17 protein-coding genes are annotated in these 22,440 nt (G+C 62.1%); 10 read left to right on the top strand and 7 right to left on the bottom strand.

Translation table 11 applies throughout. From position 1 onward, the window contains the following. Positions 1-179 precede the first annotated feature (179 nt). The 9 genes from LVD11_RS08845 (at position 180) to LVD11_RS08805 (ending at position 10,506) form a co-directional block, all read left to right on the top strand. Complete coding sequence (locus tag LVD11_RS08845; protein WP_237058075.1) at positions 180-2,555, top strand: marine proteobacterial sortase target protein; 2,376 nt, start codon at positions 180-182, stop codon at positions 2,553-2,555. Continuing rightward, positions 2,555-3,136, top strand: coding sequence for a class GN sortase (locus LVD11_RS08840; RefSeq protein ID WP_237058073.1), 582 nt, complete (start codon positions 2,555-2,557; stop codon positions 3,134-3,136). Before LVD11_RS08845 ends, LVD11_RS08840 begins: the two co-directional genes overlap by 1 nt. A 473-nt stretch (positions 3,137-3,609) precedes the next feature. Next, positions 3,610-6,279, top strand: a complete 2,670-nt coding sequence (gene aceE, locus LVD11_RS08835) for a pyruvate dehydrogenase (acetyl-transferring), homodimeric type (RefSeq protein WP_237058071.1) — start codon at positions 3,610-3,612, stop codon at positions 6,277-6,279. Between the two features lie 28 nt (positions 6,280-6,307). Then, the gene (aceF, locus tag LVD11_RS08830) at positions 6,308-7,981 is read left to right on the top strand and encodes a dihydrolipoyllysine-residue acetyltransferase (protein ID WP_237058069.1); all 1,674 of its coding nucleotides are present in this window, start codon (positions 6,308-6,310) and stop codon (positions 7,979-7,981) included. A gap of 249 nt (positions 7,982-8,230) precedes the next feature. Continuing rightward, positions 8,231-8,500 carry a hypothetical protein gene (locus tag LVD11_RS08825; protein WP_237058067.1) on the top strand — a complete coding sequence of 90 codons (270 nt, stop codon included), beginning with the start codon at positions 8,231-8,233 and terminating at the stop codon, positions 8,498-8,500. Between the two features lie 179 nt (positions 8,501-8,679). Then, a complete protein-coding gene (locus LVD11_RS08820) occupies positions 8,680-8,958 on the top strand; it encodes a hypothetical protein (protein WP_237058065.1) in 279 nt (92 codons plus the stop codon). Next, a complete protein-coding gene (locus LVD11_RS08815) occupies positions 8,948-9,265 on the top strand; it encodes a hypothetical protein (protein WP_237058063.1) in 318 nt (105 codons plus the stop codon). Before LVD11_RS08820 ends, LVD11_RS08815 begins: the two co-directional genes overlap by 11 nt. A 214-nt stretch (positions 9,266-9,479) precedes the next feature. Further along, a complete protein-coding gene (locus tag LVD11_RS08810; RefSeq protein WP_237058061.1) occupies positions 9,480-10,106 on the top strand; it encodes a carbonic anhydrase in 627 nt (208 codons plus the stop codon). Further along, positions 10,096-10,506, top strand: a complete 411-nt coding sequence (locus LVD11_RS08805) for a hypothetical protein (RefSeq protein ID WP_237058059.1) — start codon at positions 10,096-10,098, stop codon at positions 10,504-10,506. The genes LVD11_RS08810 and LVD11_RS08805 overlap by 11 nt, the downstream gene beginning before the upstream one ends. A 20-nt stretch (positions 10,507-10,526) precedes the next feature. Here LVD11_RS08805 and LVD11_RS08800 read toward each other — a convergent pair whose 3' ends face one another. The 3 genes from LVD11_RS08800 to LVD11_RS08790 all read right to left on the bottom strand — a co-directional run bounded on the left by LVD11_RS08800 (position 10,527) and on the right by LVD11_RS08790 (position 16,413). Then, positions 10,527-11,972: an efflux transporter outer membrane subunit gene (locus LVD11_RS08800; protein WP_237058057.1), complete on the bottom strand. Its 1,446-nt coding sequence runs from the start codon at positions 11,970-11,972 to the stop codon at positions 10,527-10,529. Continuing rightward, positions 11,965-15,180, bottom strand: a complete 3,216-nt coding sequence (locus LVD11_RS08795) for an efflux RND transporter permease subunit (RefSeq protein ID WP_237058055.1) — start codon at positions 15,178-15,180, stop codon at positions 11,965-11,967. Before LVD11_RS08795 ends, LVD11_RS08800 begins: the two co-directional genes overlap by 8 nt. Positions 15,181-15,270: 90 nt before the next feature. Next, positions 15,271-16,413 (bottom strand): efflux RND transporter periplasmic adaptor subunit, encoded by a 1,143-nt coding sequence (locus LVD11_RS08790; protein WP_237058053.1) that lies wholly within the window; start codon positions 16,411-16,413, stop codon positions 15,271-15,273. A 399-nt stretch (positions 16,414-16,812) separates the two neighbouring features. Here LVD11_RS08790 and LVD11_RS08785 point away from each other — a divergent pair, with 399 nt between their 5' ends. Next, positions 16,813-17,790 (top strand): AraC family transcriptional regulator, encoded by a 978-nt coding sequence (locus tag LVD11_RS08785; protein ID WP_237058051.1) that lies wholly within the window; start codon positions 16,813-16,815, stop codon positions 17,788-17,790. A gap of 22 nt (positions 17,791-17,812) precedes the next feature. Here the strand turns inward: LVD11_RS08785 and LVD11_RS08780 are convergent, their stop codons facing one another. From LVD11_RS08780 to LVD11_RS08765, 4 genes are all read right to left on the bottom strand, one after another. Continuing rightward, a complete protein-coding gene (locus tag LVD11_RS08780; protein WP_237058048.1) occupies positions 17,813-18,082 on the bottom strand; it encodes a high-potential iron-sulfur protein in 270 nt (89 codons plus the stop codon). Positions 18,083-18,467: 385 nt separating this feature from the next. After that, positions 18,468-19,805 carry a sensor histidine kinase gene (locus LVD11_RS08775; protein WP_237058046.1) on the bottom strand — a complete coding sequence of 446 codons (1,338 nt, stop codon included), beginning with the start codon at positions 19,803-19,805 and terminating at the stop codon, positions 18,468-18,470. Next, the gene (locus LVD11_RS08770; RefSeq protein WP_237058044.1) at positions 19,805-21,154 is read right to left on the bottom strand and encodes a sigma-54-dependent transcriptional regulator; all 1,350 of its coding nucleotides are present in this window, start codon (positions 21,152-21,154) and stop codon (positions 19,805-19,807) included. The genes LVD11_RS08775 and LVD11_RS08770 overlap by 1 nt, the downstream gene beginning before the upstream one ends. 71 nt (positions 21,155-21,225) lie before the next feature. Then, a complete protein-coding gene (locus tag LVD11_RS08765) occupies positions 21,226-22,434 on the bottom strand; it encodes an ABC transporter permease (protein ID WP_237058042.1) in 1,209 nt (402 codons plus the stop codon). Between the last annotated feature and the right edge of the window lie 6 nt (positions 22,435-22,440).

Genomic DNA, 22,440 nt, shown 5'->3' with positions numbered 1-22,440 from the left:
TTGACGGCTGATAAAAAACCGGCGCTTGCGCCGGTTTTTTTTGTGTCGGGAATAACAAGGGTTACCGCCTGCCACAATTCGCCATGTTTCTCCCCTCGGCTGCCATAAACCGACCCCGGGATTGCCCGGTTACTCCGCTGTAATCCCCTCCATAGAGAAAACGATATGGAGGGATGCCCGTGGACAGGACAATTTTTTCCGGACAGCGGATACCGCGCGAACTGGTGGTGTTGCCCACCGAGGAATATTACCGGCGCCGCTACCGCAGTGACCGGCGCGGCCGCTGGCTGCTATTACTGGTAACCGCCCTGGCGGTGGTGGTGGGTGCAGCCGGGAGCCGGGCCAATGTACCCGGGGACACGGTCACCCGGGAAGTGTCCCTGGCGCAAGCCGGCAGCGGCGACCTGTTGTTCAGGACCGGTGGGCAGGGTAGTTACCAGCCGGCAGTGCACCTGAACAGCCGCGCCGTGTTACGGGTGCGTGGCCTGCTGGCGGAAGTGGAGCTGGAGCAGGCCTTCGAGAACACTACGGGCAGCTGGCAGGAGGCGGTTTATGTATTCCCGCTGCCGGCGCAGGCAGCCGTCAACAGACTGGAAATCCGTTTGGGCGAGCGCCGGATTGTCGGCAAGATCAGGGAGCGCCAGCAGGCGAGGCGAATCTACCGGGAGGCGCGGGCGGCGGGAAAGCGGGCGGCGCTGCTGGAGCAGCAGCGCCCGAACCTGTTTACCAGCCAGGTAGCCAACATTGCTCCCGGGGAAAAAGTCCATGTAACCGTACGGTTCCTGATGCCGGTGGGTTTCGACAGTGGCAGCTTCAGCCTGCGGCTGCCCACGACCCTGACGCCACGTTACATTCCGGGGCGGGTCGATGCCGCGGACGAAACGGTGCAGGCGCTGCGGCTGGATGGCAATGGCTGGGCGCTGCCCACCGACCAGGTGCCGGATGCGCACAAGATCAGCCCCTTTATGCAGCCGGCGGCGGAATTGACGGCCAGCGGCAGTCACCGAATCGCCATCGAGGTGGATCTGGAGGGTGGCCTGCCACTGGCGGATATCCACAGCCCCTATCACGATATCGATTTTAAGCAGGCTGGCGGTGGCACCTATGCCGTATCGCTGCGCGGCGGGGATGCGGTGATGGACCGGGATTTCGTGCTGCGCTGGCGCCCACGCCAGTCGGCCCTGCCGCAGGCCGCACTTTTTACCGGTGTGGTTGCGGATGATGCCGTTACATCGGGAGGAGACTCCCGCGACGAGGGCCATGCGGGTCGTGCGGGTACCTACCTGCAGTTGCTGCTGTTGCCGCCGGACCTGCCCGGTAAAATCCGCCGGCTGCCAAGGGAGGTGATCTACGTCATCGATACTTCCGGTTCCATGGGTGGCTCTTCCATTCGCCAGGCACGCGACAGCCTGCTGCTGGCGCTGTCGCGCCTGCAGCCCGGCGACCGCTTCAATATTATTGAATTCAACAGTGTGACACGCCCGGTTTTCCCCCGCCCGGTGGATGCCACCACTGAAAACCTGCGCCTGGCGCGGGTGCAGGTGGAAGCGTTGCAGGCGCGAGGTGGCACGGAGATGGCGCCGGCGCTGCGCAAGGCGTTCGAGCAGCAGCTGCCCGGCGACGAGACCCTGGTGCGGCAGGTGGTATTCATTACTGACGGTGCGGTGGGTAATGAGGCCGCCCTGTTCGAGCTGGTGCGGCAATCGCTGGGCGATACCCGCCTGTTTACCGTTGGTATCGGTTCGGCCCCCAACCGCCATTTCATGCGCAAGGCGGCGCAGATTGGTCGGGGTGCATCGATCACCATCGGTGATATCGGTGAGGTCAGTGCGCGGATGCAATCGCTGTTCGCCAAGCTGGAGCACCCGCTGGTTACCGACCTGCAGGTCACCTGGCCGAAGGGCCTGCATGTGGATGCCTACCCGAAGAAGATCCCGGACCTCTACCGGGGTGAGCCGCTGCGGCTGGTGGCCCGGGTGCGCGGCCCGGAGCTGCACGGCAAGCTGATGGTGAGCGGTCGTCTCGCCGGCCGGCAATTCCGCCGTGAGCTGGCGCTTACCCCGGGTAGGGAGGAGGGAGGGCTGGGCAGTCTCTGGGCGCGTAGCCGTATAGAGGCGCTGCGGGATCGGCAGCGCACCGTGGGGGAGGGCAGTGCTGCCGGGGAGAAACTTCGCGATAACATCCTCCAGCTGGCGTTGGCTTTCCAGTTGGTCAGTCCTTACACCAGCTTCGTTGCTGTCGAGCAGGCACCCGTGCGACCGAAGGTGGCGGGGCTCGCGAACAGCCCGGTCCCCAATGCCGTGGCGCGCGGGCAGGTCCTGCAGCGCCAGAGCTATCCAGCCACGGCTACCGGTATCCATGCCCAGCTGCTGGTGGCGCTCGGCCTGCTTGGCCTGGGCGCCGGCCTGGGATGGGAGCGCCCGCCGCGGCGCAGCAGCTGGCGCGCACTGCGCGCATCAGTCGGCCGGCGGTTGCGGCACTGGTTGCGCCGGTGGCTACCCGATCCACGGCGCGCACGCCTGACGCTGGAGCAGCAGTTGGTGAGGGCTCGCTGATGCTACGGTTCCTGCTGGTGATGTCGTTCCTGCTTGCCGGTGCCTGGCAGCTGGGAGGCGCCGCCTGGCTGCTGGCAAAGGCCCACCTCGCCCATTACCTGATCGACGATGCCTGGGAGCAACAATTGCGCTCCGGGGAGCCTGTCCGCCCCTGGCCCTGGGCCGATACCTGGCCGGTGGCCCGCCTGAGCCTGGGGGGCGGCCGCCCGCTGCTGGTTATGTCCGGGAGCAGCGGCCAGGCACTGGCTTTCGGTCCCGGGCTGGTGGAAAACTCGGGAGCGCCCGGCGCCCGGGACCGGAACACCGTCATCGCGGCCCATCGGGATACCCATTTCAACGGCCTGCGCGACCTGCGTGCGGGGCAGGTGGTGAGGCTGCAGGACATCCGTGGGCGCTGGTATCGTTACCGGGTGAGTTCCAGTCGGGTCGTGGACAGTCGCCGCGAGCAGATGCCCATCCAGGCGGGACCCGGACTGGTACTGGTGACCTGTTACCCGTTTGATGCACTATCTGCCGGTGGGCCATTGCGCTTCGTGGTTCATGCGGAGTATCTCGGTGCCGGCAGGTCGCAAGAGGCGTGACTCAAATGACAAATTCGGACTGCATTTTGTAATTGATTTTCGTTTTTTTGCCGCAAATTTCTCCGTTAAAGTCGCAATTTAGAGCAGAATTGTTTTGGAAATTGGTTTTAATTGTTACTAAATGTCCTTTCTGGAAAATTTTTTGTAGTAATACTACAATCGCCCGCGCCCCGGCTCCCGATTGACCAACTGGCCACAGAAAGCCAGCGCCCGGGAAGCCGCCTCATAATCAAATGAGACAAGTTTGCCGGCAGACTGGCGGGGAATCATCCGCAGTTGCCGCCGCAGCAGTGGATAATACTAGACTCTGCATTTCCGCCAGCGTTGGCGGTAAATTGGCGCTTTTGCTGAAAAAAGGAAGCAATTTTCTTCCCGCAAGGTACTTTTGCCCGTTTGCGCCAGATTGCCAAGAAATTATCTGAGAGTAGAAAAAACACCGACTCGACGTCGCATAAATCGCCGAGGAGCACTTGATGCACGAAGAAACCGACAACCAGGAAACGCAGGAATGGCTGGATGCGCTGCAGGCGGTGATCCGCTACAGCGGCAAGGAGCGCGCGGCGTTCATCCTGAAGCAGCTGTCTGATCGCGCCACGGACGTGGGGGTGAAGCTGCCGGCGGCCATCACCACGCCCTACCGCAACACCATCCCGCCGAGCGCCGAAAAGCGTATGCCGGGCGACCTCTTCATGGAGCGCCGGATCCGCTCGCTGATCCGCTGGAATGCGCTGGCGATGGTGGTGCGCGCCAACTCCAACAGTGACAGCCTGGGCGGCCATATCGCGAGTTTTTCCTCTGCCGCGACACTTTATGATGTCGGCTTTAATTACTTCTTCCGCGGTAACGAGGGCGACGAACGTGGCGACCTGATCTTCTTCCAGGGGCACAGCGCACCGGGCATTTATGCCCGCTCCTACCTGGAAGGCCGTTTCGACGAGGAGCAGCTGGACAACTTCCGCCGTGAGGTAAACGGCAACGGCCTGTCCTCATACCCGCATCCCTGGCTGATGCCGGAGTACTGGCAGTTCCCCACTGTTTCCATGGGCCTGGGTCCGATCCAGGCAATTTACCAGGCGCACATCATGCGTTATCTGTCCGCGCGTGGCCTGTCCCCCCGCGGCGACCGCAAGGTCTGGGCATTCCTGGGTGACGGTGAGTGCGATGAGCCGGAAACCCTGGGCGCCATTTCCATGGCGGGCCGCGAGAACCTGGAAAACCTGGTATTCGTAGTCAACTGTAACCTGCAGCGCCTGGACGGCCCGGTGCGCGGCAACGGTAAGATCGTGCAGGAACTGGAAGGTGTCTTCCGTGGTGCCGGCTGGAACGTGATCAAGGTCCTGTGGGGTCGCCTGTGGGATCCACTGCTGGAGAAAGACGACAAGGGCCTGCTGCAGAAAGTCATGGACGAGACCGTCGACGGCGAAATGCAGAACTTCAAGGCCAACGGCGGCGCCTACACTCGCGAGCACTTCTTCGGCAAGTACCCGGAGCTGCTGGAGATGGTCAAAGACCTCTCCGACGACGAGATCATGAAGCTCAACCGCGGTGGTCACGATCCCTACAAGGTCTACGCAGCCTACGCGGAAGCCATGGCGAGCAAAGGCAAGCCCACTGTGATCCTGGCGCAGACCGTGAAAGGTTACGGCCTGGGTGCCGCCGGTGAAGCGGCGATGGATACCCACAACGTCAAGAAGATGGATACTGAGGCGCTGAAGCGCTTCCGCGACCGCTTTGCAATCCCGATCACCGACAAGGAGATCGAAGAGGTCCCCTACTACCGTCCTTCCCCGGACAGCCCGGAAATGAAGTATATGGCAGAGCGCCGTAAGGCCCTCGGTGGCCCGGTACCCTCGCGCCAGAACGAGTTCCCGGCCCTCAAGGTCCCCGGCCTGGACATTTTCAGTGCCCTGACCAAGGGCTCCGGCGATCGCGAGATTTCCACCACCATGGCCTTTGTGCGTGCCATCTCCGCGCTGGTGAAAGATAAGAACATGGGCCAGAACGTGGCCCCCATCGTGCCGGACGAGGCGCGTACCTTCGGTATGGAAGGCCTGTTCCGCCAGCTGGGTATCTACTCCTCCCAGGGGCAGAAATACACCCCGGTGGATCACGGCCAGATCATGTATTACAAGGAGGACAAGAAGGGCCAGGTGCTGGAAGAGGGCATCAACGAGGCTGGTGCCATGTCCGCGTGGATGGCGCTGGCCACCGCCTACAGCAACCACGGCGTGCCGATGGTGCCCTTCTACATCTACTACTCGATGTTCGGTTTCCAGCGCATCGGCGACCTGGCCTGGGCAGCAGGTGATATGCAGGCGCGCGGCTTCCTGATTGGTGCCACCGCCGGCCGTACGACGCTGAACGGTGAGGGCCTGCAGCACCAGGATGGCCACAGCCATGTGCTGTCATCCACCATCCCCAACTGCAAGAGCTATGACCCGGCCTATGGCTACGAGCTGGCGGTGATCATCCAGCACGGCCTGAAAGAGATGTACGAAGACAAGAAGAACGTCTTCTACTACATCACCATCGAGAACGAAAACTACTTCCAGCCGGAAATGCCGCAGGGTGTCGAAGAAGGCATTATCCGCGGTATCTACAAGCTGCAATCCAATGCCAAGAAGAGCGCAAAGGGCAAGGCGGCCAAGAAGCACGTCCAGCTGATTGGAGGCGGCACCATCCTGCGCGAGGTGCTGGCAGCGGCGGACCTGCTGGCCGACAAATTTGGCGTGACCTCCGATGTATGGAACCTGACGTCCGCCACGGAGGCGGCGCGCGAGGGCCAGGACGTGGCGCGCTGGAACATGCTGCACCCGGGCGAAAAGCCCCGCAAGGCATGGATTACCGAGCAGTTCGAGGGCAACGAATCCCCGGTTATCGCTTCCACCGACTACATCCGCTCTTATGTGGAGCCGCTGCGTGAGTTTATCGATGGCGACCTGACCACACTGGGTACCGATGGTTACGGCCGCAGTGACACCCGCGAACAGCTGCGCCGCTTCTTTGAAGTGGATCGCAACTACGTGGCGATCGCTGCCTTGAAGGGCCTGGCGGACCAGGGGGTGATCGAGGAGAAAGAAGTTTCCGAGGCGATCAAGCAACTGAACGTTGACCCGGAAAAAGCAAATCCGCGCATCAGCTAAGGCACCCCGGAAAAGGAAGGCAGAAAGCATGGCAAAACAAGTCATTAAAGTGCCTGATCTCGGCGGCGCCGATCAGGTAGACGTGATTGAAATTTCCGTGGCAGTCGGTGATACCGTTGCGGAAGAGGATTCACTGATTGTGGTGGAGGGCGACAAGGCCTCCATGGATGTGCCGGCACCCTACGCCGGCAAGATCACCAGCATCTCAGTGTCCGAGGGCGACAAGGTCTCCGAGGGCGATGTGATCGGTGAGATGGAAACCGAGGCTGCGGGAGACAGCGGCGATAAGGACGAAGAGCCGTCCGCAGATGCCACCGAAGAGAGCGCCGAGGAACCCTCCGCCGAAGCGGAAGAAGAAACCGGTGAGGAGCCCTCAGATGCGTCGGCAGCGTCCGGGGAGGAGAAGGAAGAAACTGTCGAGGTGCCGGACCTGGGTGGAGCCGATGCGGTAGATGTGATTGAAATCACCGCTCAGGCCGGTGACCAGGTTGAAGAAGGCGACTCCCTGATCGTTGTGGAGGGCGACAAGGCCTCCATGGACGTGCCGGCACCCTTCGCCGGTACCGTGGTCTCCATCGACGTCAAGGAAGGTGACAAGGTTTCCACCGGTGACAAGCTGGGCGTGATGAAGGTGGTTTCCGGCGGTGCGCCATCCGCAGCCAAGCCGGAAAAGAAGGCTCCGGCCAAGGAGCCCGCTTCTGCAGCGCCGGCGGAGGAGTCCGGTGCCACCACCGAGCCGCCTGCAGCGCCGCAGAAAGACCACGCCCTGCACCGGGACCTGACTGTCTCCGCAGAAGTCTATGCCGGTCCGGCGGTACGCAAGCTGGCGCGCGAGCTGGGTGTGACCCTGACCAAGGTTAAACCGAGCGGTCCGCGCAACCGTGTTACCAAGGACGACCTGCACGCCTATATCAAGGAGCAGGTGAAGAAGGCCGAGAGCGGTGCCGTGGGCGTTGGTGGTGGCCTGGGCGTGGCGAAGATGCCGGAGATCGACTTCAGCCAGTTCGGCCCGGTCAGCACAGAGCCGATGAGCAAGATCCACAAGATCACCGCGGCGAATATGTCGCGCAACTGGCTCAATGTGCCGCACGTCACCCAGTTCGATGATGCTGATATCACCGAACTGGAGGATTTCCGCAAGTCCATGAAGGCAGAGGCTGAAAAGCGCGGGGTGAAACTCACGCCGGTGCCGTTCCTGCTGAAAGCCGCGGCCGCAGCACTGCGCGCCGAGCCAAGCTTCAATGTGTCGCTGCATAACGATGGCGAGCACATCGTGCGCAAGGATTACGTGCATATTGGTATGGCTGTTGATACCCCGAGGGGACTGGTAGTGCCGGTAATCCGCGACGTGGATAAGAAGGGCCTGTACGAGCTGGCGGAAGAGGCCAGTGCGATGGCTGTCGCTGCCCGCGATGGCAAGCTGAAACCAAGGGAAATGCAGGGCGCATGCTTTACCATTTCCAGCCTGGGCGCGATCGGCGGCACCGGCTTTACCCCGATCGTCAACTCGCCGGAGGTGGGTATCCTGGGAGTATCCAAGCTGAGCGTGAAGCCGGTATGGAATGGTTCGGAGTTCGTGCCGCGCAAGATGTTGCCGCTGGCTCTGTCCTATGACCACCGTGCCGTGAATGGTGGAGATGCCGGGCGCTTCCTCACCTACATGGTCAGTGTCCTCGCGGACGTGCGGCGCCTGCTGCTGTAGCGGCGTCGTAACCCTCGTGCGACCGGTACGTGCAGTACCGGTCGCCTCCCTCCCGCCTTACTCGATCCCCTGACTGCCCTGGTCCTGTCGGGTTTCGCAGCCGTCTCACCAGGGATCCGCTGTGTCATTTACCTTTTGATGTTGAATACCGCGCAAATCTGGCCCCGCTGTCGCAAGGCTTTTCGCACGCCAGCTAAACTGAAGGTGTAACAGCGGGAAGCGCCGTTCGAAAATCAGAGGTATTCGGAAATGAAGCGCATAGGGATGTTCGCTCTGTCTGTGACACTGGCAGCGGCCCTGCAGGGTTGTATCTTCGTACCCGTCGAGTCCAGTGATCGCAATGACCCCTTTTACTTCAACCCGGACGATGTCCGGCCCAGTGCAAATTTTGTCGAGGTGGGTAACTACATGCCCAACAATTACCTGCCTCCCGCCAGTAGCCGGCAGTGCTCGACGGAATCGGAACTGCGGAAAGTGGGCTCACCCTGTTGGTTTTTCCCCATAATGCGGGTTTACTGAGCCGGCTGACCGATCAGCGGGACAGTTCTCTTTCGCGAGGAGAGCGCAGCAGAATTGAACTCGGCGAGGGATTGCCGCGCTGTTTACGCGACGGATGGCGGTCTGGAAAGTGATCGCGGGGTTGTGCTGTCTGCGTAGCAGTCGCCATTTCCCCGCCGCAATGTTGGAGGTTCAGGTTCATGCAGATTCGAACGATAGCCCTGTCCGCGCTTGGTGCTGCGCTGCTGGGTGGCTGTGGTACTACCGACCCGCGCGATGACGTTGTCTATCCCTACAGCAAGCCTGTACCCCGTGCCGCGGAATACCGTGCGCCGGCGCCCACCAATACCTCGCCGCGCACCAACTATGCATCCTGTCCCGGCGATGCGGAAGAGCTGGCCGAGGGCTCCATCTGCCCGCCAACTGCGCAATGCTTCGATATTTCCGGGGGCAAGCGGTGCATCGTCTATGAAAAATAAAATTCTGTACCTGTTCGGGGCCAGCCTGGTGGTTTCCGGCTGTGCGGGTTCCAGTTTTGATGGTCTCTGGAATGACCTGCGGGGAACTCCACAGGCCTACAGTTATCAGTCGATACCAATCGAAGAGATGCCGGCATTCCCGCGCTATTGCCTGGCGGATGATCCAGTGGTGCCGGAGTTTGCCCAGTGCCTGGAGGGCGGCACGCACTGTTACCAGCTGGACACGGGAGACTGGTGTATGGGTCCATTTTCCCCGTTCGCCCTCGAGCCTGCCAGGCACGCCTATTTGCAGGGCTGGTCGAAGTAACACTGTTACCTGTCCTGGCTATCGGGATGGCTGGTGCCGCGTGTTTTCTGTCCGCAAGCTCTGGATTACAAGGGGGCGCGAGCGCTCTTGTGGGGGATATCGTCACGCAGCCGGGGAAAGTGGAAAAGTGAGCAGTGGCACGACGCGCCAGGTCGAATGAGTTTTGTATCCTCTCTCTGAAAGTTCCAGAAACTGACTAGATTGGAGGTGCAAAATGCTGTCCGCTCATGAGGCCCTGCGCCGCCTGCAGGAGGGCAACCGCCGGTTCGTCGAGGGAGAACCGCAAAGCCCCCTTGAGGTGGATGAAAGCCGTCGCAGTGAGTTGCTGGCGGGGCAGGCGCCCCACACGATAGTCCTGGGGTGCTCAGACTCCCGGGTACCGGCCGAGATGGTCTTCGACCAGGGGCTAGGGGATTTGTTTGTCATCCGGGTCGCCGGCAACGTTGTCGCACCGTCGCAGGTCGGCAGTATCGAATTCGCGGCGGAAGCATTTGGCACGCGCCTGGTGGTCGTGCTGGGGCATTCGAACTGCGGTGCGGTCGCGGCGACGATCGAGCAGCTGCGCCAGCCCAGTGAAACCCGCTCGCCCAATCTGTATTCGATTGTTGACCGTATCCGCCCGGCGGTTGAGCCGCTGGTGGAGAGCAGTGTTGCGCCCGATGAGCTTGCCGAGCGGGCGGTACGCGCCAATATTCGTGCGTCGGCCAACCAGTTACGCCATGGTTCCTCGATCCTGGAGCGCCTGGTAGAGCAGGATGGCCTGCTTATTGTTGGCGCAGAGTACTCCCTGGAAACTGGCCGTGTTGAGTTCTTCGAGGGAATGCCAGCAAGTGACTCCTGACGATCCGGGCCCGGGGTTGCCCCGGACCCGGAACCCGAGCTGGATCGGTGGGGTGCTGGTGGCGATCGACCAGCTCGGGAATGCGATTGCCGGCGGCAATCCAGATGCCACAATCTCTGCCCGGGTCGGGTATTTTGCCGGTCATCACGAGCAGCCACTGTGGCCCTACTGGCGATTGCTGGAGCGGGTGATCGATTTCACGTTTCTCCCCATCGATGGCCCCCGCCACTGCCACTTCGCTTACCTGAAGGATCGCCAGCAAATGCGGGAGGGCAGTGACCTGATGCGGCTGGTTCTCAGCCTGTTGATCATCGTCACCTGTATCCCCCTGTCGGTAATTACCCGCCTCTATGTGAAGGTGTTTCCCCGGGCGAAACCGGATCGCGACAAGCGGGGCTGAACCACCGTGGCGCTGCGACATCAGGGGAGAGGGGGCTGGCTAGCCCCCTGGTTTTGCGCGTAGTGTGCTGCCGGCGCCGGTGCTCCCGCCAGGGCCCGGTATACGCTCACCATCGATACCACCTCCGCGGTGTGGCCCCGGACCTCTGCATCGCGGGCTGCGTTGGCCTGGCGCTGGGCGTCGAGAACCTCAAAGTAGCTGCTCAGGCCCTCGTCGTAGCGGGCCCGGGCCAGTTGCTCTGCCCTCTGCGCGGCAGAGCGTGCATGACGCAACTGCATGGCGCGCTCGCGATTGCGCCGATGCTGTACCAGGCTGTTTTCCGTTTCCTCCAGGGCATTGAGCACTGACTGGCGGTAATCGGCCAGCGCCGCCCGTGCCTCTGCACCGGCGGCATCGATACGTGCGCGCACTCGCCCCCTGTTGAGGAAACTCCAGTCGACCCCTAGGGCCACGCTGCGGGATTCCGCCGGGCCGGAAAACAGTTTCCCCGAGTCGCCGGCGACTGAGCCCAGCAGGGCGCCGAGGGTAAGGCGGGGGAACAGGTCGGCGGTGACGATGCCCACGTCGGCTGTAGCGGCCGCCAGGCGCCGTTCGGCGGCGCGCACATCCGGGCGGCGACGCAGCAGGTCCACGGGGCTGCCGGCCGGGATCGCGGGCTGTGACTGCGGCAGGCCGGCAGCCGGTTGCAGCCTGTCCACCAGTGCAGCGGGCTGCTGGCCACTCAGCACCGCAATGCGGTGCATGCGTACACGGATCGCCCCCTGCAATTCGGGAATGGCGGCACGGGTCTGTGCCAGCTGTGCCTGGGCGCGCGAACGGTCGAGCTCGGTGCCGCGACCGGCTGCGAGTCGCGCCTCCACAATGTCGAGCGAGTCACGCAGGTTGTCCACGTTGCCCTGCGCCACCAGCAATTGCTGTTGCAGACCGCGCAGTTCGAAATAACTGGCAGCAAGCTCGCCGATCATGCTCACCTGTAACGCGCCCAGGTCGGCCTCGGCTGCCTGCAGCCGTGCCCGCTGGGCCTCACTGGCGCGCTGGAGCCGGCCGAACAGGTCCAGTTCCCAATCGAGTGCGATACCGGCCTCGTAGCGCTCGCGACGATTTCCATCTGGGTCATCCACCAGTGCAGGCTGCGATTCGCCCGCCGACGCGGCCGCGGTTACCCCGGGCAGCTGCTCCCGTCGCGCCAGTTGCAGCAGGGAGGCCGCCCGTTGGTAGCGGGATACTGCCGCCCGGATATCCTGGTTGGCATCCAGGCTCTGGCGCACCAGTTGTGCCAGCAGGGGATCATCAAAGCCGCGCCAGAATTGCTGCTCTGCGGTCGCATCAAATGATTGATCACCCTGCTCAGCGGCGAACGTTTCGCCGACATCCGGCACAGGGACACGATACTCGGGCCCGACCGCGCAGCCGGCGATCATGCTTCCGGCGAGCAGCCCGCCGGCCACGATTCTGTATTTACGCATGGGCGTCCTCCTGCACTGTATTCTGCGCTTTCGCACGCGTTGGCTGTGAACTGGCGGTTTCACTGGTACCTGGGGTACCGCTGTCACCACGGCCACTGAACCGGCGCAATGCCACATAAAAAACCGGCGTCAGGAACAGGCCGAACAGGGTCACACCAATCATGCCGGTGAACACGGTGATACCCATCGCGTTGCGCACCTCGGCACCGGCGCCGCCGGCCAGCACCAGCGGTACCACACCGGCAATAAACGCCACGGATGTCATGATGATCGGGCGTAGTCGCAGGCGGCAGGCTTCCAGTGCGGCGCTGACGGTATCGCGGCCCTGCTGCTCCAGCTCGCGGGCAAATTCCACAATCAGGATGGCGTTCTTGCAGGCCAGTCCCATCAACACCACCAGCCCCACCTGGACAAAGATATTGTTGTCACCACCGGTGAGCCACACACCGAACAGTGCGGCAAGCAGGCACATGGGCACGATCAGGATCACAGCCAGCGGCATGATCCAGCTCTCGTAAAGTGCCGCCAGCACCAGGAATACCAGCAGCACGGCGAGCGGGAACACCACCATGGCGGCGTTGCCCTGGTTGACCTGCTGGAAGCTCAGATCGGTCCATTCGACCTGCATACCCGGCGGTAATACCTTGCCCGCTACCTGTTCCACTGCGGCCAGTGCCTCGCCCGAAGAGAGTGTCTTCGGATCGGACTGGCCCATCAGGTCGGCCGCGGGGTAGCCGTTGTAGCGAATGACGGGATCGGGCCCGTAACTCTTCACCAGCTCGACCATGGTGCTGAGGGGCACCATGTCCCCGTCGCGGTTGCGCGTGTAAAGGTGGTCCAGGTCCCCGGCCTCATCGCGGAAGGGGGCATCGGCCTGGGCCAGTACCTGGTAGGTGCGACCGAACAGGTTGAAGTCATTGATGTACATGGACCCGAAATACAACTGCAGGGTGCCGAACAGGTCGTCCAGCCGGATCCCCTGCGCCTTGGCCTGCAGGCGATCCACTTCTGCATCCATTTGCGGTACGTTGGCCTGGTAGGAGCTGAACGGGTAGCTCAGTCCCGGGGCCTGACTCAGCGCACCGGCGAGCTGGTTGGTCGCCACCTGTAACTCACCGTAGCCGGCACCGGCACGGTCCTGGATATAGAGTGAGTAGCCGGAACCGGCACCCAGTCCGAAAATTGGCGGCGGCATAAACGAGACGGCAAAGCCTTCCTTGATCTGAGCCAGCTTGCCGTTGAGCTCGGCGGCAATCTCCGGCGCGCTGCGATCGCGTATGGCAAAATCGTCGAACAGCACGAACACGGTACCCACGTTCGGCGTATTGGTGTTCTGCAGTGCATTGAAGCCCACAAAAGCTGCCGCGTGGGAAACCCCGTCCGTATCCAGTGCAATCCCACTCACCCGGCGCGCTACCTCCTCGGTGCGGTCCAGTGAGGCGCCCTCCGGCAGGCGAATACTGCCCACCAGGTACGTCTTGTCCTGGGTGGGGATAAAGCCGCCCGGGACCTGGTTGAACATGAATACCGTACCGGCCAGCAGCAGGGCGTAGACGGCGAACACCGCACCGCGGCGGTTCAGGCTGCGGCCGACGACCCGTTCGTAGCGGTCGGAGCTGCGCTGGAAGAAGCGGTTGAAAGGCCGGAAGACCCAGCCGAACAGGCGCTCGATCAGGCGCGCCGGGGCATCCGGGGCGGCGCCGTGGGGCTTGAGCAGGGTTGCGGCCAGTGCCGGCGACAGGGTCAGGGAGTTGATGGCGGAAATAATCGTGGCAATGGCGATGGTTACGGCAAACTGCCGGTAGAACTGGCCGGTAATGCCATCCAGGAATGCCATCGGTACAAACACGGCACACAGCACCAGGCTGATGGCAACAATGGGACCACTGACTTCACGCATGGCCTGGTGAGCGGCCGCAAGCGGCCTGAGCCCCTCCTCGATATTCCGTTCGACGTTTTCCACCACCACAATGGCATCATCCACCACGATGCCGATTGCCAGCACCATGGCAAACAGGGTCAGGGTGTTGATGGTAAAGCCCAGCATCAGCAGCATGGCAAAGGTGCCGACAATGGAAACCGGCACCGCCAGCAGGGGAATCAGTGACGCACGCCAGGTTTGCAGGAACAGGATCACCACCAGTACCACCAGCAACACGGCTTCCAGCAGGGTCTGGATAACCGCCTGGATCGAGGTGCTGACAAACACGGTGGGGTCGTAGGCCACTTCCCATTCCAGGCCCTCCGGGAAACTGTCATCCAGCTCGGCCATGGTTGCGCGCACAGCGCTGGAAACCTCGAGCGAGTTGGAACCCGGCGCCTGGAAAATGGGAATGGCCACCGCCTGCTGGCCGTTGAGCAATGCGCGCAGGGAATCCTGGGAAGAGGCCAGCTCGATACGCGCCACGTCCCGTAACAGTGTCATCTCACCGTCGCTGCCGGTCTTCAGTACCACATTGCCGAATTCCTTCGCACTCTCCAGCCGGCCCTTCGCATTGATGGAGATCAGGAAATCGGAATCCATGGGCATCGGCGGGGCACCGATCTGGCCGGCGGATACCTGCACATTCTGCTCCCGCACCGCGGCAACGATATCAGCGGCCGTGACACCGACGGAAGCGGCTTTCTGTGGGTCCACCCAGATGCGCATCGCGTAATCGCCGGAACCGAAGACGCCGGCCTGGCCCACACCGGGGATGCGTGCCAGTTCGTCGCGAATATTGAGCACCGCATAGTTGCGGATATAGGTGGCATCGAGGCTGTTGTCCGGTGAAATCAGGTGCACCGCCATCATCAGGTTGGGCGATTGCTTCTGGGTAGTGACGCCTTGGCGACGCACATCCTCCGGCAGCCTGGGGAGTGCCTGGGATACGCGATTTTGTACCTGCACCTGGGCCTGGTCCGGGTCGGTGCCCAGCGAGAATGTCACGTTGAGCGTCAGGCTGCCGTCACTGCTGGCCACTGACTTCATGTAAATCATGTTCTCCACGCCGTTGATGGCTTCTTCCAGTGGCGTGGCGACAGTCTCGGAAATGGTTTTCGGGTTGGCGCCGGGGTAGCGGGCAGTTACCTGGACACTCGGCGGTACCACTTCCGGATACTCGGTGACCGGCAGGATCGGGATGCTGATCAGGCCGACGACAAAAATAATGATCGACAGCACCGAGGCGAAAATCGGGCGATCGACGAAAAATCGGGAAAAGTTCATGCGGTCTCTCTCGGGCGCATCAGGGGTTGCTGCGGCAGTTCCGCCCGCTGGCTGGAACATTGCTGGATTGGTGGCAGCGCCACCGGCAGGTCAGCGCACTGCGACCTGCCGGTCCGTCGGCCGGCTGCGCATTGCCACCAGTTGTGGCTGCACCGGCATGCCGGGCGCGAATATTTTCTGCAGTCCATTGACCACCACGCGCTCGCGATCCTCCAGCCCGTCCCGAATCAGTACCAGCTCACCCTGCTGTGGACCCAGCTCAACGTCCCGGCGTGCGACAGTGTTGTCTGCATTCACTACATAAACGTAGCGGCGGTCCTGGTCGGTCAACACCGCCTTGCGATTGATCAGGATGGCGTTAGCAAGCTGTTCCACGGGCATCTGCACCCGGGCAAATTGCCCGGGCCGCAGTGTGCCGTCGGGATTGGGTACCTGTGCGCGGAACTGCACCGTGCCCGTATTGCTGTTGAGGCGGTTGTCGACAAAGTTGACCTTGCCGCTGTGGGTAAAGTCAACCGAGTGCCCCAGTGCAACGCGCACGGGAGGTTCATTCCCGGATTGGGCCAGACCCTGGTTACTGACAAGGGTTTCCTGGCTGCCCTCGAAGTAGACATACATCGGGTCCACGGATACCAGGGTGGTGAGCAGGCTCTGGTCTGCGCTGGCAAGGTTGCCACGGGTGATGAAGGCGCGGCTGACGCGACCGCTGATCGGTGCGGTGACCCTGGTGTATTCCAGGTCCAGCTTTGCATTTTCCAGTTCGGCGCGGGCGGCATCGACTGCGGCACGGGCAGATGCCGCGGCCGACTTGCGGCGGTCGTGCTCCTCCCGTGAAATGGCGCGGCTCTGCAGCAGCTGGGTGGCGCGGCCGGCCTGGCTGTCAGCCAGTTCCTGGTCACTGCGGGCGCGAGCCAGCTGCGCCTCTGCTGCACGGACGCGGGCGCGGTAGGGCCGCGGATCGATCCGGAATAGCAGGTCACCTTTTAGCACCAGGTTGCCCTCGGTAAAGGCGACCTCCTCGATATAGCCGCTGACCCGGGGGCGCAACTCAACGGTCTGCGGTGCCGACACGCGACCGGTGAAGTCGCCCCAGATGGTGGTGGATTCCTCGAGTACCTCGGCCACTTCAACGGCCGGGGGCGGCGCTTGCTGGCCGCCCTGTTCACCTGTACCACAGGCGGCAAGTACCACCGCCGGCAGGAGCGCGGAAGCAAGTTTCAGGAGCTTGGTCATATCGGGTTTCCATCCTCGAAATTCGGTTCAGTGGGGGAAATCTGTTCCCATGGCAGGCGGTAAGCCTTTCCCGGGCTGCGGGGACATTTCCGGAGGTTGTGAACCATAGGGGGGGGAGGCTTTTCGGCGGTATCCGGTTACTGTGGTGTGATTGCCTGATTCTACTATCGCGCTGTCGTGAAACTCCTGCCCCTTTGCGGCGGGCGAGTTTCTGTTCGCAGTTTTCGGCCTGAAAAATGGCAATTATTGCCTATCTTTTTTGCGGTGTAAGAGACGGTGTTGCTTAATCCTGTTTAGTCATTGCCTAATGCTGCATTGATCTAAGCCGGTTGCTCAAAACTACGTATACTAGCCGTCCTTGAATTGACGGGGCTGGATACCGGCCGGGGAGAACCAGTAATGGGTGCCACGCAAAGACAGTTTCTGCAGCCCGGGGTCGTTGATGCCGGCATGGAGCGGGCGCGCCAGCAGCTGGCAGCCAGCATGCTGCAACTGATGCCGAATGAGGGGATACTGGAAACAACACTCGATGGCCTTGCCATGTTCCGTGCCAATTCGGACCTCTCCTGTACGTCTTCAGTATATGAACCCTGCATGGGCTTTATCGTGCAGGGAAAAAAAGCGGTCCAGTTCGGCGACCGGGAGATTGAGTATGGCCCACTTAACTTTGTCGCCTGCTCTGTGCATATGCCGGTTACCGCGAGAGTGATTGCCGATTCCCCGGAAAGCCCGCACCTGGGCATCAAGCTGAATATCGACCCCAACGAGGTCAGTGACCTGGTGCTGGAGCTGGGTGACCGCGCCCCGATCCTGGAGGCTGGTTTTCAGGGGTTTCAATGTGAGGAGAGTTCCTGTGGTATGCGGGCGGGGACGATGAATCGAGGCATCCTGGATGCCCTGAGCCGGCTGGTTGCCCTGGCAGAATCCCCGGAAGATGCCCCGATCCTGGCCCCCCTGGTGCGCAGGGAACTGCTCTACCGCGTACTGATGAGTGAAATGGGGCCGCACCTGCGCAAGCTCTCTGTGGCGGACAGCCAGTCAAACCGGGTCTCGCGGGTGATCGGCATACTGCAGGAGCGCTATGCCGAGCCCCTGCGAATTCGCGAGCTGGCTGAATACGCGAACATGAGCGAGTCGTCGCTCTACCATAGCTTCAAGCAGGTGACCCGTATGTCACCGCTGCAGTTTCAGAAGAAGTTGCGCCTGCACGAGGCTCGCCGCCTGATGCTGGCGGAAGGGCTGGAGGCCGCATCGGCCAGTTACAGGGTGGGATATGAGAGCCCGTCGCACTTCAGTCGTGAGTACAGCCGTATGTTTGGTGCACCGCCGCGCGCGGACGTAAGCAAGTTGCGGGGTGAGCCGTCAATCCCGGCCTGAAGGCCGGGATCATGGCGGAACCCTATTGCTTCTTGACGTAGAGGTTGCACCAGCCCTCCGGGCTGATTTCCCCCTCTACCACTTGGCAGGCATTGGGTTCAGTGAAGAACTGGCAGTCCTTGCATTTCTGGCCGTCCTTGGGGGAGTCCTGGTATTTGACAGAATCTTTGCTGGCCTTGCCCTGGGCCATGGCCCTGTCTGTGGCGATGATTGCCGCCGGAACCAGAATGGCGGCGCAACCGCTTAGCTTGAGAAACTTCCGTCGCGAGATATCCCGCTTTTCATCACTCATGATCGAATAACCTCTTCGGAAAACGACGTAATGGTTGATGTCCGATTTTAGGTTAGTTCATGCCGGGCATAACAAGTAATCAATCCGCATGGCTGCGAAACTCAGCGCAATTGCAAATCGCTCGCGTTTGCCTTTGAGGAAGCGGGCAGCTCATTTGACCGCCTGGCTTATGGCGCACGGAGTGAGAAAGGACGCAATGAAAATCGTGGCAGAAATAAAGTGTTAGATGAAAAATAGCCGGGAAGCATCTGGCAACCGGGGCGCGGGAGCTCGAGTGTGCTAGAGAGGCGGCAGTGTCAGGTTCACCGTTATTAAATGCACCGGCGTTAGATACAAAGGTGTCAGGTTCAAAGCCGCTGGTTGGGGGGGCCTTCAGCGAACGACATTACTGGCGATGGGGGCTGATATTTTCCGCCCAGGGGATAAAAAGGTTTACCTGCAGTCCACCGCCGGCCCGGTTGTGCAGTTGGATGGTGCCATCATGTGCTTCGACGATCTCGCGACAGAGTGCCAGGCCCAGTCCCATGCCGTCCGGTTTGGTGGAGTAGAATGGCAACAGTGCCTGCTGCAGCACCTTTTCTCCCATCCCTGTGCCGCAATCACGAACGATGATTGTCTGCCCGTGGCGGTCTGTCCGGATTTCGATTTCGGTCTTACCTGCTGGGGTGCCGGCATCGGTAGCGTTCTTGAGCAGATTGAGGAGCGCCTGCTCCATCTGCACCGGATCGAAATACCCCGGCCGACTGGGTAGCTTGTCGCAGAGGGTAAATCGGTGGAGAGGCTCGATCCGCTCGATCAGTTTTTTCCAGTCGACCTCCTCGCGGCTGGGCGCCGGCAGCTTGGCGAAGCGCGCATACCCCTGGGTAAATTCGGTCAGGTGCTGGCAGCGCTCGGCGATGGTGTCGAAGACCCGTTCCAGGATCTCCTGCTTGTCGGGCTGCCGGGCAAGCAGCTTGCCGCTGTGAGCCATGGAGGAGATGGGGGCGAGTGAATTGTTGAGTTCGTGGCTGATCAGGCGAATGACTTTCTTCCACACCTGCACCTCTGCGCGGGTGAGTTCCCGTGTCATTTCGCGAATGAGGACCAGCCGGTGCCGCTGGGCGTTCAGCACAAAGACGCTGTTGCTGACATGCTGGGAATGGCCACCGTTTTCATCGCTGTAATTGTAGAGGCCGTCCTCGCCGCTGCGGATCGCCCGCCCCAGTTCGGGCGGGCAGGTTTTCAGCAGGTCCGCCAGCAGCATGCCGGTGATGGGCTTGCCCCGATGCAGCAGGTGGCGGGCGCTGGTATTGGCATAGATGACGCGGCCGCCCTGGTCCACCAGCAGTAGCGTGTGGGGGGAACTCTGGATCATGGTGTCCAGCAGCAGCTCGCGCTGGTAGATATGGGCTCGCTCACGCCGCAGTATCTCGCCCGCGTCGTTATACAGCAGTGCCAGGCGCCCCAGCTCATCGCTACCCTTGATGGCCAGGGAGACAGAAAAATCGCCGTCGCGGAAATTCAGCAGGCCGCCCTCAAGCGCCTGCAGGGTCCGGTTCAGCGGCCGGGTCACCAGCCGCAGCAGCAAGACCAGTGCGACCAGCGCCGCGGCCAGGCCCGCGCTCCAGGCAAGCCGTGGGCCGGTGCCGATGCCCAGCAGTAACAGTGGCAGGGTTGCGGCGACCAGCACCGCCAGCGTGCCGCAAGCGAACAGACGGGCTTCGAGGCTCAGGCGCAATCGCATCAGTAGGAAATCCCGTACTTGTCCAGGCGCCGGTAGAGGGCCTGCCGGCTGAGCCCGAGCTCCCTCGCGGCCTGTGCGATGACCCCGTTACACCCGGCCAGGGTGCGCTCCAGCAGTTCGCGGTCGGGCTCAAAGCTCAGGTCCACGCTGGTGCTGCTGCTCGGCTCGGGTAGCGAAAGGGTATCCGCATCGATGGTGTCCCCCCTGGTCAGCACCGCTGCGCGCTGCATGGTGTTCTGCAGCTCGCGGACGTTGCCCGGCCAGTCGTATTGCCGCAGCGCCTTTTCTGCTTGCGGCGAGAGACGTTTCTGCCCCTCTTCGCCGAGGAACCGACGAGCCAGCGGCAGTATGTCCTGGGGCCGCTCGCACAGGGGCGGGAGCTTCAGTTCGATGACGTTGAGGCGGTAAAACAGGTCCTGGCGAAATTCGCCAGCGGCGATCTGGCGTGCCAGGTCGGCGTTAGTGGCGCTGATTACACGGACCTTTACCCGGCGCGTCTGGCTGCTGCCGAGCCGCTGGAATTCGCCGGTCTGCAGTACACGGAGCAGCTTTACCTGCCCGCTGGCGGAGAGCTCCCCGATTTCGTCCAGAAACAGGGTGCCGCCGTCGGCAGCCTCGAAGCGCCCCACCCGCGCCCGGTTTCCGGCACCGGTGTAGGCGCCGGCCTCGGCACCGAAGAGTTCGGCTTCCATCAGGTCCTCCGGCAGCGCACCGACATTCACCTTGAGGAAGGGACCGTCGCGCAGGGGAGAGTTTGCCTGCACGATATCGGCGATCTTTTCCTTGCCGGCGCCGTTGGGGCCGGTGATCAGCACCGGCACGTCCGAGCGGGCCACCTGGGTGGCCATCTCCAGCAGCTTCTGCATGGCGTTACTTCGATAGACGATGCCCTGCAGGTCGAACTGCTGCTCAAGCTCCTGGCGCTCGCGCCGTGCATGGCTTTGAGCCTGGCGCTGCTGCTCCTGGAGTTCTCGGAGCTCCAGCAGGTTGTTAACTGTTGCAATCAGCTTGTTGTCATCCCAGGGCTTGCCCAGGTAGTCGGCCGCGCCGGCCTTGACCAGCTCCACCGCCATCTCCAGCTGGGTCCAGGCGGTGAGCAGGATTACCGGCAGGTCCGGCTCTATCTCCCGCAGTGCAAAAAACAGTTCCCGCCCCTCTTCACCGGAGGTGGTGTCGGCGGTGAAGTTCATATCCTGGATCACCAGGCGGATATCCCGGTGCTGCTGCAAAAGCTGGATGCCGGCGGTCGGGGTGACCGCGCTGACTGTCTCCATGCCGTGCAGCGACAGCAGCAGCTCCAGCGCGGAGACGACGCCGGGGTTGTCATCAATAATGAGGATCTTGTCCATTACCGGTATCGCTCGGTCAAACAAAAAACGGGCGCGAGCGCCCGTTATCCAGTGAGCCTGGAGGGTCTCAACTACACACTGCGGGTGGCCGTGGCCGGAGAGATATTGGCAGCGCGCAGGGCGGGGACCAGGGCGGCCGCCAGGCTGACGCTCACCAGTATTAACGCACAGACCAGCAGCACGGGCAACGACAGCGCGGGTTGCGAGTAGGAGGACACCATGAAGTGGTTGGCGATCTGGGCCCCGGCCATGCCCAGCGCCACGCCGGTGATTGCAATCAGGGTGTTTTCTACCAGGAAGTAACGGCTGATGTTCAGGCGCGTTGCGCCCAGTGCGCGACGGACGCCGATCTGCTTGCGGCGCTGGTTGATCCAGAACACTGTCAGGCCCACGATGCCCAGGGCGACGATAAACGTAAGCAGGGTCACGACCGCCGAGAGTACCTTGACCATGACATTGTCGCTCATGTAACTGCGCTCGAGCCGCTCGGCCAGCGTCTCGATATGCATCACCCGCTGTGGATCGCGCTCGGCGAGTTGCTTTTCCACCGCTTTCAGTACTTCGTCGCGCCGGCCGGGCTCGGCGCGGACCATATAGCGCTTGAAGTTGGTCTCTACCAGCCGGGGAAAGAAGATCACGTTCCCCGCTTTGGACCAGCTCACCCAGGCGCCCAGGTGACGCTCGACTATGCCGACAATCTCTACCGGGTCGGTGCCATTGGAGTTGTAGAAGGACTTGCCCAGGGCATTGCCGTCGGGGTAGAGCGCATCCGCCATCTGCCGGGTGATGATGGCCACCCGGGTGCGGGAATCCTCGTTGGGCTGGACCACCTGCATGTCGGCCGGGGTGAAGTTGCGACCGGCGACCAGGTTCATGCCCAGGGTCTGGATAAAGTGGGGGCCGGTCTCGTAATAGTTGGACACCTCGCCGCCAATTTCCTGGTTGGGCTGGTTGTGGAACACACTGGCCGATCCGGACCCCGACACCGGGATCTGGTTGGTGTGGGTGGCGTCCACCACTCCGGGAATGGAGCGCAGCAGGTCGAGGTCTGCGAGCACCGCACCGTGCATGTCGTAATCCTGCGCGATCGGCTGGAAAGTGACCGCGATCAGGTCCTCTACGGGCATGCCGGTAGGGCGAGCCATCTTCTCGATGCGGTCCTGCACGATAATGCTGGCATTGCTGACAATCGCCAGGGTCAGCGCCAGCTGCAGCGCAATCAGCATCGCCGAGATCTTGTTGCGCCAAAGGGCGGACAACATGGGTTTCAGTTCCAACATGGTGCT

Source organism: Microbulbifer sediminum, assembly GCF_021729035.1.
In the GTDB taxonomy this organism is placed as follows: domain Bacteria; phylum Pseudomonadota; class Gammaproteobacteria; order Pseudomonadales; family Cellvibrionaceae; genus Microbulbifer; species Microbulbifer sediminum.
This window is presented reverse-complemented; position numbering and strand designations above follow the sequence as displayed.

Excerpts from the sequence above, each read along its gene's own strand:
- LVD11_RS08840 (WP_237058073.1), top strand. The coding sequence starts at position 2,555 with ATGCTACGGTTCCTGCTGGTGATGTCGTTCCTGCTTGCCGGTGCCTGG.
- aceE (WP_237058071.1), top strand. The coding sequence starts at position 3,610 with ATGCACGAAGAAACCGACAACCAGGAAACGCAGGAATGGCTGGATGCG.
- aceF (WP_237058069.1), top strand. The coding sequence starts at position 6,308 with ATGGCAAAACAAGTCATTAAAGTGCCTGATCTCGGCGGCGCCGATCAG.
- LVD11_RS08825 (WP_237058067.1), top strand. The coding sequence starts at position 8,231 with ATGAAGCGCATAGGGATGTTCGCTCTGTCTGTGACACTGGCAGCGGCC.
- LVD11_RS08820 (WP_237058065.1), top strand. The coding sequence starts at position 8,680 with ATGCAGATTCGAACGATAGCCCTGTCCGCGCTTGGTGCTGCGCTGCTG.
- LVD11_RS08815 (WP_237058063.1), top strand. The coding sequence starts at position 8,948 with ATGAAAAATAAAATTCTGTACCTGTTCGGGGCCAGCCTGGTGGTTTCC.
- LVD11_RS08810 (WP_237058061.1), top strand. The coding sequence starts at position 9,480 with ATGCTGTCCGCTCATGAGGCCCTGCGCCGCCTGCAGGAGGGCAACCGC.
- LVD11_RS08800 (WP_237058057.1), bottom strand. The coding sequence starts at position 11,972 with ATGCGTAAATACAGAATCGTGGCCGGCGGGCTGCTCGCCGGAAGCATG.
- LVD11_RS08795 (WP_237058055.1), bottom strand. The coding sequence starts at position 15,180 with ATGAACTTTTCCCGATTTTTCGTCGATCGCCCGATTTTCGCCTCGGTG.
- LVD11_RS08790 (WP_237058053.1), bottom strand. The coding sequence starts at position 16,413 with ATGACCAAGCTCCTGAAACTTGCTTCCGCGCTCCTGCCGGCGGTGGTA.
- LVD11_RS08785 (WP_237058051.1), top strand. The coding sequence starts at position 16,813 with ATGGGTGCCACGCAAAGACAGTTTCTGCAGCCCGGGGTCGTTGATGCC.
- LVD11_RS08780 (WP_237058048.1), bottom strand. The coding sequence starts at position 18,082 with ATGAGTGATGAAAAGCGGGATATCTCGCGACGGAAGTTTCTCAAGCTA.
- LVD11_RS08775 (WP_237058046.1), bottom strand. The coding sequence starts at position 19,805 with ATGCGATTGCGCCTGAGCCTCGAAGCCCGTCTGTTCGCTTGCGGCACG.
- LVD11_RS08770 (WP_237058044.1), bottom strand. The coding sequence starts at position 21,154 with ATGGACAAGATCCTCATTATTGATGACAACCCCGGCGTCGTCTCCGCG.
- LVD11_RS08765 (WP_237058042.1), bottom strand. The coding sequence starts at position 22,434 with ATGTTGGAACTGAAACCCATGTTGTCCGCCCTTTGGCGCAACAAGATC.